Source organism: Achromobacter veterisilvae (assembly GCF_037619525.1).
GTDB lineage: Bacteria > Pseudomonadota > Gammaproteobacteria > Burkholderiales > Burkholderiaceae_B > Achromobacter > Achromobacter veterisilvae.
The window spans coordinates 5,456,141-5,468,825 of record NZ_CP148753.1 but is presented as its reverse complement, the minus strand read 5'-3'; the positions used below and the strand labels follow the sequence as shown (position 1 = coordinate 5,468,825).

Annotated in this window: 11 protein-coding genes; 3 read left to right on the top strand and 8 right to left on the bottom strand. The window is 65.9% G+C overall.

Going from position 1 to position 12,685, the window contains the following annotated elements; all coding sequences use genetic code 11:
* Positions 1-34 precede the first annotated feature (34 nt).
* Positions 35-700, bottom strand: coding sequence for a TetR/AcrR family transcriptional regulator (locus tag WHX56_RS25360; protein ID WP_129239782.1), 666 nt, complete (start codon positions 698-700; stop codon positions 35-37).
* A 385-nt stretch (positions 701-1,085) separates the two neighbouring features.
* Between WHX56_RS25360 and WHX56_RS25355 the strand changes: the two genes are divergently transcribed.
* From WHX56_RS25355 to WHX56_RS25345, 3 genes are all read left to right on the top strand, one after another.
* Complete coding sequence (locus WHX56_RS25355) at positions 1,086-2,690, top strand: glucosamine inositolphosphorylceramide transferase family protein (protein WP_287755174.1); 1,605 nt, start codon at positions 1,086-1,088, stop codon at positions 2,688-2,690.
* Between the two features lie 564 nt (positions 2,691-3,254).
* Complete coding sequence (locus WHX56_RS25350) at positions 3,255-4,004, top strand: helix-turn-helix transcriptional regulator (RefSeq protein ID WP_129239784.1); 750 nt, start codon at positions 3,255-3,257, stop codon at positions 4,002-4,004.
* A gap of 357 nt (positions 4,005-4,361) precedes the next feature.
* Positions 4,362-5,000 (top strand): response regulator transcription factor, encoded by a 639-nt coding sequence (locus WHX56_RS25345; protein WP_129239785.1) that lies wholly within the window; start codon positions 4,362-4,364, stop codon positions 4,998-5,000.
* Between the two features lie 283 nt (positions 5,001-5,283).
* On the opposite strand, the gene WHX56_RS25340 is transcribed toward WHX56_RS25345, so the two are convergent.
* From WHX56_RS25340 to WHX56_RS25310, 7 genes are read right to left on the bottom strand one after another with little or no spacing between them, the layout of a single operon-like run.
* Entirely contained in the window at positions 5,284-6,531 is a 1,248-nt protein-coding gene (locus WHX56_RS25340; RefSeq protein WP_338879322.1) for a glycosyltransferase WbuB, read from the bottom strand.
* A complete protein-coding gene (locus WHX56_RS25335; protein ID WP_129239787.1) occupies positions 6,528-7,088 on the bottom strand; it encodes a putative colanic acid biosynthesis acetyltransferase in 561 nt (186 codons plus the stop codon). Before WHX56_RS25335 ends, WHX56_RS25340 begins: the two co-directional genes overlap by 4 nt.
* Positions 7,085-7,972, bottom strand: a complete 888-nt coding sequence (locus WHX56_RS25330) for a glycosyltransferase family 2 protein (RefSeq protein WP_129239788.1) — start codon at positions 7,970-7,972, stop codon at positions 7,085-7,087. Before WHX56_RS25330 ends, WHX56_RS25335 begins: the two co-directional genes overlap by 4 nt.
* 13 nt (positions 7,973-7,985) lie before the next feature.
* Positions 7,986-9,116, bottom strand: a complete 1,131-nt coding sequence (locus tag WHX56_RS25325) for a glycosyltransferase (protein WP_338879321.1) — start codon at positions 9,114-9,116, stop codon at positions 7,986-7,988.
* The gene (locus WHX56_RS25320; protein ID WP_129239790.1) at positions 9,109-10,401 is read right to left on the bottom strand and encodes an O-antigen ligase family protein; all 1,293 of its coding nucleotides are present in this window, start codon (positions 10,399-10,401) and stop codon (positions 9,109-9,111) included. The genes WHX56_RS25325 and WHX56_RS25320 overlap by 8 nt, the downstream gene beginning before the upstream one ends.
* Before the next feature lie 27 nt (positions 10,402-10,428).
* Complete coding sequence (locus tag WHX56_RS25315) at positions 10,429-11,331, bottom strand: glycosyltransferase family 2 protein (protein ID WP_129239791.1); 903 nt, start codon at positions 11,329-11,331, stop codon at positions 10,429-10,431.
* 36 nt (positions 11,332-11,367) lie between these two features.
* Entirely contained in the window at positions 11,368-12,684 is a 1,317-nt protein-coding gene (locus WHX56_RS25310) for a lipopolysaccharide biosynthesis protein (protein ID WP_338879320.1), read from the bottom strand.
* Position 12,685: the final 1 nt, after the last annotated feature.

Below are 12,685 nucleotides of genomic sequence, written 5' to 3'. Positions count from 1 at the left end.
ATGTTCGGATCCGGCCGGCGGGCCGCGGTGCCGGTCAGGGCACCGGCGGCAGGGGGGAGCGCAGGCCCCCGAGCAGGAAGCTCATCAGGCGCGGCAGCAGCAGGTCCGGGTTGTCGGGCTGTTCGGCTTCGTCGATGGTCCAGCCCGTGACCGAGCGCAGCAGGTCCGTGCCGATGATGGCGTACGACGTGGCGCCCAGCATGAACTGGAAGCGCCACATGATTTCCGCGCGGGGCACGTCGGGCAGCGCCGCGAACAGCGCGTTGCGGTAGCGCTCCAGCACGTCCGCGTATTCCTCGGCAAACAGGGCGCGGATGAAATCCGAAGGGTCCGTCATGGTGCGTTCCAGCAGCGGCAGGAAGGTGCTGCCGGCCTGGGCGGGGTCGGCGGCCAGACGCAGCAGCGTGCCGAAGAAGGCGTCCACGATCTGCGACGGCTTGAGGGGCTTGCCTTCGGCTTGCGCCTCCAGTTCGTCCAAAAGCCGCAGGCGTTCGTGGTTCAGCACCGCCAGGCGGCGTTTGAGCACCGCTTGCACGAGTGACTCCTTGGAGCCGAAGTGATAGTTCACCGAGGCAAGGTTCACGCCGGCCGCGCCCGTGATCTGCCGCATCGACGTCGCGTCGTGTCCCTGCTGCGCGAACAGGGCTTCGGCGGTGTCCAGGATCGCTTCACGGGTAGAGGGGGATCTGATTTCTTGCATAAGGTTGAATTCAAACGTTTGTTTAAAAATCATTATGCGTTAGGGATGGCCGAGATGCGAGCCTCGGCTATCCCCAATAGGGTTTACCACTAGCGTTCAGGCGCCCGTCATGTCGCGTTCGTCCGTTTCCGCGCCGGCTCCGCCGCATGGATGAGCGGGACCGTGCGGCTGGACGAGCCGGCGCCTCGGCCGTCCGGACGAGCTTGAGCCTTTTGCCCTCGGGCTGGCGCTCTAGGATAAATGTGGTCTGGAAGACAAGCGCAAAAGCACGCAGTATCGGCGCGAGGGATCGAATGCGCAGAGCCGAAAAAGCCCGCATGCATGGCTAGCCCGTTCGCGGTACGGGCAGGGAAAACGGACTCGCCCCGACACAGGAGCAGGAGAAATGAAGACCTACAGAGTGGGACTGCTGGTTGATGGGTATGAGCAACCCGGCTGGATGCATGAGATGGTCGAGTGGCTCCAGCACAGCCAGGATTTCGCTATTGCTGCTTTGCTGGTGATGAACGGGGCGCTCGACGACAGGCCGCCCCGCCTGGGGGCGCGCGCCCTGTTCGGCACGCTGTCGCGCCTGGAAGCCCGGCTGCTGCCCGCCAAGCAGCGCGACATGCTGGCTTGCCACGACCTGCGCGACAGCCTGCCGCTGGAAGCGGCCGCCGTCGTGCCGCTGGCGCGGGACGCCGCCGCGGCCGAGACGCAGGACGAGGTCGCCGCGCTGGCGCTGGATCTGGTGATCACACTGGGGTCGTCGCCGGCCTCGCGCGAACAGATGGCGGGCTGGGCGCGGCTGGGCGTATGGCAGTTGAGTTATTCCGACATCGCGGTGGCGACCAGCCGGTACGCCGGCTTCTGGGAGGTCTACCAGCGCGAGGACCACACCACCGTGAAGCTCTGGCGCGTCGGGCTCCGCGTCGAAGACGACGAGTTGCTGGACCAGCGCAGTTTCAACACCGAAGTGTTCTGGTTGAAGAACCAGGCCCGCGCGTTCAGCCTGGGAAATTTCATGGTCTATGACGCGCTCCAGGCGCTGGCCCGTTCGCGGCAGGGCGCCGCGCCGCCGGGCATGCAGATCATGAGCGGCCAGCGGCGGGCGGATCCGGCGGAGTGGGATAGCGCGGCTTATATCGCGCGTCAGGCGTGGTTAATGTCCGATTTGATTGTGCGACGCATCATGAAACGCAACGTGCGGTGGCGGATCGGCATGTTCCCGTCTGCCAGGCAGCAGGCCGTGGTGTCCGAGGCCATGGTGTTGCAGCCGCCCAAGGGCAGGTTCTTCGCGGATCCGTTCGTATATACACAGGACAAGAAGCCATATATATTTTTCGAAGACTACGATTTTAATTCCCGCAAGGGCACGATCTCTGTCGCCACCTACTCCGACGGGGCTTTCCGCCTGCTGGGAACCGCCCTGAACCTGCCGTACCACCTGTCGTTCCCCTATATCTTCGAGCACGACGGCGTGACCTACATGGTGCCGGAGACCTGCGGAAACCGCAGTATAGAATTATGGAAATGCACGGATTTTCCGCTGAAATGGGAGTTGGATGTTAATCTGATGACGAATATATCGGCGGTCGATACGATTATTTTCAAACACGGCGAATACTGGTGGCTATTAACTAATATCGACCGCACCGACGGGCAAAGTCATTGCGACGAATTGTTCGCCTTTTTCGCCGATTCGCCGCGCTCGACGGAGTGGACGCCGCATGCCTGCAACCCGATCGTCCGCAACCCGATGCGCGCCCGCAACGCCGGAATCGTTGTGTCGCCTGGCGGAGAGGTGATCCGCTGCGCCCAGTACCAAGGTTTCTGCCACTACGGCAAGGGCGTCTCCCTGAACCGGATCGAAGAACTTTCGCCGTCCAGCTACGTGGAAACGGACGGCGAAATCCACTACGCGAGCTTCCTGAGGAAGCGTCATGCTTCAATGCACCATTGGCACCACCAGGGGGGGCATACGGTATTTGACTTCGCCTATATGGAGTAAATGATGCCGGCCGCGCAAAAATTAAAATGTTACCCATATTTCGAATACGGAAAGCGCCCACGGGCTCGATGTGTCCGAGGAAACATCTAGACAGCTATTGGCCCCGAAAACGGAAGTTCCTGGCCGCGTCCGGCAGATGCCCCGACGCGGCTTTTTCATGGTTGTAACAGCGGCGGCGGCGGCCGGATCCGCCGCCGGGCGAGGCCGCCGTCATAGGGAAAACGGCGTTTGTGGCAGAGAGAATTCCTGGTGGAAACCCTAGCGTCTGAAAGAACGAAAGGAACATCTCATCCGGATTTACGATAGTGATTAAGGCTAACGAATGATTTCTGTTTTTGTCGGATTATATCGCCGCGAAACGTCTTGATTTTGCCAATTTCGAACCATAAGATGGGTTCATGCCATCCGTTATGTTGGCTACCAAAGTTTCCCAGCCCAAATGCCCCGGTTCGGCTTCATTAGATACTCCGGGATATTGCGGACCACCCCCGCGGGGCTGGATAAAAATAGTCTTCAGCACAGCGAAGATCCCTTCTAGGCCCGTCGAAAAACCGGGAGGACACCATGGCCAAGATGGTCCTGATTGAAGCCCATCCGCTCCTGCGGCTGGGGTTGTGGCAGATTCTTAGCAAGTTGGATGATGTGTGGGAAATCGAGGGGATGGGCCTGGCGGACGTTTCCAAGGCCGATGGCGTGCATGCGGGTGCCGATCTCCTCATCTACGGATTGCCGGTGGACACCGACGAGGCGTGGAGCGCGCTGCACGAAATCCAGCGCGTCCTGACGCCCAAGCGGATCCTGCTTCTGACGGACGTGATGCCGTTGCCCATGCCGGTGCAGGGGCTGCCGGGCGCAAGCGTCTACGGCTGCCTGATGAAAACGGCTTCGGTCGAAATCCTGGAAGCGGCCATTCGCCTGGTCATGGCGGGCGGGCAGTGCTTCCCCAGCGAGCAGGCCCTGCAGACTTCCGCGCAGGCGGTCTGCGCCTTGCCTGCCCGGGACGCCGACGATGCCGCTTCCAAGGGTGCCATGCCCGTCAGCGCCGGCGCGCAGTTGCTGCAGATCACGCCGCGCCAATATGAAGTGCTGGTGCTGCTGGCCCGGGGGTATCCGATCAAGACGGTCAGCAGGATGCTCAATATTTCGGTGGCCACGGCGAAGACGCATGCCTGCACGCTGTACCAGCGGCTGCATGTCAAGAACAAGGGCGAAGCCGTATACGCGGCGCTGCAGCGCGGCGCGACCCTGGAATGGCATGAACCCAACGGCAGGGACGTGGATGCCGGGCAGATGTACGGGCGCAAGGTCGGATAGCGGTTGCGGGTTGCGCTGCCTGCCCGGCAGCCTGGAACGCCAGTTCCGGTGCTGCCGGGCCCGCGCATAGCCATCCTGGCTACGTCATACATAGCAGTGAGGTGGTTGCAGCACAAGCGTATTCCTCCACCATTCATCCACCTGAACGAGATTCAGCGAACGTAGCCGCTGATAGCATGGGTTGTGTCCGCAAGCATGGGTCGAAAGGGCGAACCACCGCCGCCTCGCCAATGCGATCCGATGCCGTGGACGAGCTTCCCGTGAGGTCGGTGACGCAAATAGCCTGCCGTTGCAGCAATGATGCGCCAGCGTCATGGGAACCGTGTATGGGCCGTGTGTCACAAGGTTCCCCTCGGGATGACAACCGTACTGATCGAAGACTACGCTCTGCTTCGTGTCGCGATCCAGCATGTGCTGGAGCGTGTGCGGAACGCCGACGACATCCTGGCCATTTCGCCAGCGCATCTGCTCAATATGTCCAGCTCGATCAACCGCCCAGTGGAACTGCTGGTCGTGGGTTGCAGCGGCCTGGCCGAACAGGACGTGGGACTCCTGTCGCAATCGATGGCGTTCTTCATGCCCCGGCTGGTGCTGGTGCTGTATTCCGTGCTGGACCAGGGCGTCATGGCGGCGTGTGCGCGCGCCGGAGTCGCGGGCTACCTGCCCAAGGCGTCCAATCCCGACGCGCTGGCCGCCGCGGTCAACCTGGTGCTCGCGGGCGGCGAATGCTATCCGCAACCCGTCGCCCGGCCCCATGGCGCCGTACACGCGCCGACGCAGGAACTGCGCGAACTGACGCAACGACAGGAAGAGATCCTGCAACTGCTGGTACAAGGCAAGACGATGCGGGAGATAGGCGAGCACGTCGGTATTTCGGTGGCGACCGTGAAGAGCCATGCGCGCACCCTGTACTGGAAGCTGAATGCGCGCAACCAGGCCGAGGCGGCCTATATCGCGGTGCAGATGGGACTGGTCAGGAGCGGCGGCCAAACATGAGCCGGCGCGTAGGATGGGTGGAGCGCGGGAGTTCTTAAGTAAGAACTCAGGTATCCAGCGCGCGAAACCCATGCGGCCGTGGGCAGACAGTGCCCGCAATGCAGGTATCTGACACCCCTGAAACGCTGATGCAAGCCGAAGCTTGTCTCCCCGGGTGTCAGACACCGATGGAGCAGACTGTGCCCGGCATTGGCAGGAAAACAACCGATTGCGGCAGCATGGGTTCCGCGCGCTTGATGTCAATGTTCTTACTTAAGAACTCCCGCGCTCCACCCATCCTACGTCACACGCCAGCCCTCGCCGGTTTTCCCTTGGAGGCGACGACGGCGGCGAATTCGCGTTCGGCCGCGGCCAGCACGGCGTCCACGTGCAGGTGGGCCTGCGCGTACTGGCGCGCGGCGGCGCCCAGCGTTTCCCGGATCTGCGCGTTGTAGCTGAGCTTGCGCACCGCCTCGGCCATGGCCGCGCCGTCCTCGGGCGGCGTCACGAGGCCGCAGCGCGCCACGACGGCCGCCAGTTCCGTGCCGGGCGCGGCGCCGCACACCACGGGCCGGCCGCTGGCCAGCATGCCGGTCAGCTTGGAGGGCATCACGAGGTCGGCCGCGCCGGCGCGCTGCGGCAGCAGATGGATGTCGGCGGTGTTCAAGAGTTCGCCCAGCCTTTCGGCTGGCTGCAGGTCCAGAAAGGCGACGCGGGGGAGCCCCTGGCATTGGGCCTCGAGCGGAGCGCGTTCCGGGCCCTGGCCGCAGAACACGAACCACAGGCGCTGCTCGCGGCCGAGCCGCCGCGCCACGTCCGCCAGTGTGTGCAGGCCTTGCTTGCCGCCCATGTTGCCCGAATACAGCGCGACGACGGCGTTGTCCGGTATGCCCAGCTCGGCGCGGTAATCGCCGCCTTCGCGCGGCGCGATCGCGTCCACGTCGATCCAGTTCGGCAGCAGCACCGCGCGGCCCGGCTCCACGCCCTTGGCCAGCGCCAGGTCCAGCATGCGGTTCGAAATCGTGGAAACGCGGTCGAAGCGGCGCATCAGCCAGCGTTCGGCGCGGCGCACGGCGGCGCGCAGGCCCTTGCCCTTGAGTAAGCCCAGTTCGAACGCGGCATCGACTTCGTAGTCCTGGATGTGCAGCCACGCGCGGGCGCCGCAAAGCCGCGCCGCCAGCCAGGCGGCGGGCGCGCAGAAGAGCGCGGGCTCGACCACGAGGACAATGTCGGGCCGTCCGGCGGCGGCGCGCAAGAGCGAGGGCAGGCTGGACAGGGCGAAGCTCGCCAGGTGGACCAGGCGCTTGAGTCCGCCCGGCTTCCCGGGGACCCAGAGCGGCGCCCGGCGCACCGTGACGCCGCGCCGCGTCTCCTTGGCATAGCGGCCCGCCCGGTAGCCCGGGTGCACCTCCCACTGGGGATAGTAGGGCGGGGCGGTCACCACGCCGACTTCATGTCCGCGCGCGGCCAGCCATTCGGCCATCTCGGCGCTGTATTTGCCGATGCCGGTGAGTTCGGGCGCGTAGTTGATGCCGTAGATGAGGATCTTCATGCCGCGCCAGCCTTGCGCGGCCGGACGGGACGGCACGGGTTGCCGTGGCACACCATGGCGGGCGGCATGTTGCGGAACACCGAGCTGCGGGCGCCGACCACGGCCTCGCGCCCGATCGTCACGCCGGGGCCGACGAATACGTCGGTCGCCACCCAGGCGCCTTCCTCGACGCGGACGGCGCGTTCGCGCAGGGGAAATTCGGGCTGCGCGGCGTCGTGGTCGGCCGCGCACAGATAGCTGCGCTGCGAGACCACCGCGTGGGCGCCGATCTGGATGGGGCCCAGGCTGTAGATCACCGCGTCGTCGCCGATCCACGCGTAGTCGCCTATCTCCACCTTCCAGGGATAGGTCACGGTGGCGGTGGGCCGGATCAGCACCTTGCGGCCGATGCGCGCGCCGAAGCATCGCAGCAGCCACCGGCGGAATCCGTATGCGACCTGCGGCGACCAGCGGAACAGCGTGCCCTGCACCAGCCACCACAACTGCACCGTCAACGCGGAGCGGCCGCGCTGGCCCGGGGCCAGCGCAAAGCGGTCCAGACGCTGGAGCGCGCTCATTTCGCCGCTCCCGCCACGGTGCCGTCGCGCGCCGCGGCGGCGCTGGCCTGGCGCGCCTTCCGGAGTTCCTCGGTCTTGATCCGGATCTGCCAGTAATACATGGCGCGCGCCACGGCGTAGTCGTAGCCGGCCTTGCCGTCCAGGAAGCCCAGCCGGAAAACGTAGGAGTGCAGGAAGGAGATCGGCGCCTTGAACGGCATGGCCTGGAAGATGCGCTTGAGCAGCGCGCGGGCGCCGACGTTGGCTTCGCGCGGATCGTTCATCAGGCCCTTGGTGCGCAGGTTGGCCTCCCAGTCGGAGTAGCGGTTGTGCTTGTCGAAATAGTGATAGAGCGAGTCATGGTCGTTGTGCACCATGCGCTGGCGCAGGGCGAAGGTCCCGCCCTGGACCTGCGGCTGGTAGTGCCCTTCCACTTCCCACATGTGGGCGACGTCCAGGTCGTCGTAGTCCAGGAAGCGCGACCGGTCGCGCGCCAGCAGCGCCAGCTTGTAGACGCGATGGCCGTGTTCCAGCTTCTTGCCGCAGAACACGTAGTCGAACGGCACGAAGGCGCCGCCCGCGCCGGCGGCGAAGCGCGGCAGCGCCTCGCGTATCTCCGCGGCCAACCCGGGCGTCATTTCCTCGTCGGCGTCGACGTACAGCACCACCGGGTGCGAGAAAGGCAGTTGTTCCAGGCACCACTGCTTTTTCTTCGGGTACTTGCCGTTCCATTGGAAGTTGGACACCTTGGCGCCCAGCGCCGCCGCCATCGCGCAGGTGGCGTCCGTGCTGTTGGAATCCACGACGAAGACCTCGTCGAATTCGGCCAGCGCCTTCAGGCACTTGGCGATATTGCGTTCCTCGTTCTTCGTCATGACGACGACCGAAACCGGTATCTTCTGCATGATGCTGTCCTGTTCAGGGCGTGCCGCGCTGCATCAGCGGCTGGAATAGCGCGATGACGTTGCGGCAGTGCCGTTCTAGGGAAAAGGCGTCGGCGCGTTCGGGGCCCTGGGCGGCAAGCCGCTCCCGCATGTCGCCGTCATAGGCCAGCCGGCGCACCGCGGCGGCCAGCGCGGCGGCGTCGCCCACGGGCACCAGCAGGCCGTAGCGGCCGGAGTCCAGGATTTCGGCGGGGCCATGGGGGCAGTCGGTGGAGATCACCGGCACGCCCAGGCACAGCGCCTCCACGAGCACGTTGCCGAAGCTCTCGCGCACGGAAGTCAGGGCGAACGCGCCGGCGCCCGCGATCACGGGGAACGGATTGTCGATGTGGCCGGCCAGCGTGACCCGCGTGCGCGAGCCGTGATCGTCGATCCGCTTCTGCAGGGCGGCATGCTCGGACCCCTCTCCCAGGATGGTGAAGGCGATGCCGGGGTCGTCCAGCAGCGCGGCGGCGTCGACCAGCGTGGCGTAGTCCTTCACCGCTTCCAGCCGCCCGACCGCGACCACGCGGTAGGGCGCCTGGTCCGACGGTTCCTGGGAGCGGTGCGCGCCCTGCTGGCGGACATTGTCCAGCGGCACGCCGTTGTAGATGGTGTGGACCTTGCCGCGCAGCGGAGGGAACATGCTGACCAGGTCCTCCTTCACGCCGCGCGACACGCCCACCACCGCGTCATGGCGCCGGTAGGTCTGGCTGACGAGCCAGTATTTCAGGCGCCGCATGCGCGAGGCCCCGTAATGGATGGCCGGACTGCTGTGCTCGAAGGCGACCGTGCTGAAACGCCCGCGCAGCAGTTTCTTGGCCAGCACCACCAGCATGTTGCACAGCAGTCCGTGCGAGCAGACGATGGCCGGCTTGTCGCGCCTGATCTGGCGAAGCAGGCGGATGAAGGCCATGGGCAGCATCAGCCGCAGCCGGGTGGGCGACTCGATGATGGGCAGCGCGCGCGTCACCTGGGGGTTGGAGACGGGGTACTCCCGGTTGCGCGAACGCAGCAGGAACAGGGCGGAATCCACTCCCTGTTCCGGCAAGGCGTCCACGATGAAGGCGACGCATCTTCCGACGCCGCCGTGCAGGTCCGGCGCGACAAACAAGACATCAGGCATGAGGAATCACTCGTGGTGGAGTCCGGCGCCCGGTGTCCGGACGAGGGCTGGGGGCGGACGGCGCGGTCGAGGGGACGGGCATGGTCTGCGCATTGCGCATCAGCGACAGGCAATAGCACAGCAGGAAACCGGTGAAGGCGGTCTTGGGGGCGTAGGCCAGCCCGCCGGACATCGAGTCGATGAAGATGTAGACGGGCGCGGTCGCCAGCAGGTAGCGCCTGTGCAGCTCCAGGCCGGGATGCGCGTATCGCCTGAGCAGCGTCAGCAGCAGGATGAGCAGGGGCGGCAGCATGATCATGGTCGTGCCGACCACGCCGAATTTCATCAGGTAGAAGGCCCAGGAATTGTGGGCGAAGGTGCTGAGTTCGAAGCCGTTCTCGCCCATGACCCAGCTCCGGAAGCCGGCGCCCTTGCCGAACACGGGGCTTTCCGCGAAGAAATCCATCTGCCCCTGCATCTCCTGGATGCGCGCGCCGTAGCTGGAGTCCTCGTCCAGGCGTTCGACGCTGAAGATGCGGTTGGCCAGCACGTCCAGGTAGCCGATGCTGGCGAAGACCAGCACGCCGGCGATCGCGGCGGGCGCGAACACCAGGATGGCGCGCCGCCGGATCTCGGGGCCGGCGCCCAGCATCACGGCGATCAGGACGGAAACCGCCAGTTGCAGGTATTGGCTGCGGTTGAGCGAAAAGACCAGCGCCAGCAGCATGTAGACCGTCAGCGCATAGGCCTTGGGCCCGGAGACGTTCAGGGTGCGGCGGAAGTACAGCAGCGACACGACGCCGAACGGGATGGCCCAGACGCCCAGGCGCACGTTGCGCAGCGGGTTGGACACGCTGAAGCCCTGCACCTGTTCCAGCAGCATCAGCGTGGCGACGGCGAGGCAGGCGGCCACGATGTACTTCTGCAGCACCGCGTAGGCGGCCGGGCTGTCGATGTCCTTGTAGCAGAGGAAAGGCGTGCACAGGAAATAGAACACGATGCGCAGGTCCCGCGCCACGTCGCCGGTTTCGATGCCGGGGTGGTGCATCGACACCAGCAGCAGGTACACCACCGAGAGGCTCTGGATGCCCAGCAGCAGGCCCAGCAGGCCGCGGGGCAGGGCGTAGGCGGCCGGGTCCGCGAGCCGCAGCGCCTTGACCACCAGCATGGCGACGAACAACACGTCGAAGGGGGACAGCTTGAAGCTGCCTACGCCCAGGACGAAACGGTCGTCGTTCAGGGCGAGCGCCGTGAAGGCGAACAGGCCCAGCAGGTGCAGGGTGGACAGGCGGCGGTGCGGATTCATTGCGGCTTTTCTCCGTGTGGACGGGACCTAGTGCGCGGACCAGTCGTCGCGGCCGAATATCTTGGTGGTCAGTTTGTCCAACAGGTAGGACAGGTCGCCCTGCCGCGCGTGCGCGGCCACCTTGGAGGCGCGGCAGGACAGTTCGAACAGCCGCCCCAGTCCCGGCTCGGTGCGCCGGATGCGCGTCACGATCTGTTCGCGCTCTTCCAGCAGCACGTCCTGCATCAGCGCGGTCTTGGTTTCGTCATGGGCCGTGTACACGCCCATGGCGTCGGGCACGATCAGGTTCTTGCCTTCGCGCAGCAGGCGGCTCCACAGTTCCAGGTCCATGCAGTAGCGCATGCTTTCCTGCAGCAGGCCGTACTTGCGCAGCAGGTCGCGGCGGAAGATGGCGGACTGGTTGGGAATGGACGCCTTCACGACCGTCAGCGTGCCCCGGTTGACCGGCGTGTAATGGATCTTGCGGAAGATCCGGTTGTCCGCGTCCGCCACGAACAGGTTGCCGCTGACGATGGGCGCGCGGCCTTTCGAGGCCGCCGAGCCCAGTTTGCGCAGCGCGCCCGGGAAGTACAGGTCGTCCGAGTTCTGCCAGCCCACGTAGTCGCCGGTGGCGCGCTCGAAGCCCTTGTTGATGGCGTGGGACTGGCCGCGGTCCGGCGTGCTTTCCCAGTAGGTCAGATAGCGCTCGTACTTGCGGATGATGTCCACGCTGCCGTCGGTCGAACCGCCGTCGATAATGATGTATTCCAACCGCGGATAGCCCTGGTTCAGCACGGACAGGATGGTGCGTTCCAGGAAGCGGGCCTGGTTGAACGAGGGGGTCACGATGGTCACTTTCGGCATCAGGCCGCCGGCGATCGGCGCTGGCGGGCGAAGCTCGCGGACGAAGTCGATGAGCTGACGTGAATACTCGTTATGACGCTTGCGCATGTAGGACCTCAGCATGTTGGTTGGTGTGAACAAGCCCTAGCGGGTGGCCGCAGGCAAGGCGCCCGGGAAATCGGGGCGGGATTGACGGATGGCGAGCGCCACGCCGGCCAGCGTGATCGCCCCATAGGCCATGCGGCCCCAGGCCGCGGCGTGTTCGCCCGCGACGTGCACCAGCCCCGCCATGACGCACAGCATCGCCAGTCCGCCCAGGCCGTTCAGGATGGCGATCGCGCGGGAATTGCCGAGTCCCAGCAAGGAGAAATGGGCCGCGGCGTTCAGGGACAGCAGGCCCGACGCCACGATGAGCAACTGGAAGGTCCCGAGATGGTCCCGGGCCACGTCCGCGCTCAGCAGCACGTTCAGGAGCGGACGGCTGACGGCCAGCACCGCGAGCGTCGCGCCGGCGGACAGCGCCAGGTTCCACAGCATCATGCGGCGGATTTCGCGTTCGGCGGCCCCGGGGTAGGGGGGCGAGACGGACAGGCGGCTGACGCGCGGCATGGCCTTCTGGAAAATGGCGACCGACGCGGTGTGGATGATCTGGCCGACCTGCACGCCCACGGTATAGATCGCCAGCGCCGCCGGGCCCATCAGGCTGCCCACCAGCACGCGGTCCACCGATCCGAAGGCCAGGGCGCTCAGGCTGTTCAGCCACGACCAGCGGGAGAACCGGAAAGCGTCCATCATGGCGCCGCGGTCGCGCACGGGGCGCACCAGCAGCCGGCCGTAGGCGCGGGAGAACACGCCCATCTTCACGGAGCCGGCAAGCAGCAGCCCGAGCGCCTGGGCCAGGCCGGTCCAGGTGGGGGAGGCCGTCAGCCAGGCCGCGGCGCAGGCCAACGCCATCGTGCCGCTGCGGCTGAACACCTCGCACAGCGCCGTGGAACGGAAGTCCTCGCGTCCTTTCAGGCAACCGGAGAACAACTGGTCGTACTGCTGCGTCAGGTAGATGGCCAGCGCGGGCAGCGCCAGCATGGTCACCGCCACGCCGCCGAAGGTGGCGCCGGGCCAGCCCAGGCCCACGGCGCCCCAGAGCAGCAGCGCGGCCAGGGTCACGACGCCCAGCGCGCAGCCGATGAGCGACAGGCTCACGCCCGCCGCGCGGTAGGCGCCGCCGGGCTCGTGCAGGCGTTCGGACACCAGCTTGGTAGCGGTCACGGCCGCGCCCAGGTTGGCGGCGTTGCCGAAGCCGGCCAGGGCGATGATCATGGAGTACTGGCCGAAGCCCACCGTCCCCAACTGCCGGAACAGGATGGGCAGGGCCACCAGCGCGGCGACGGGGCCGATGCCGTACTCCACCAGCCCCCAGAAGGAGGCGTTGCCGGCGATGTGTTTCCTGAGCAGTCCAAGCATG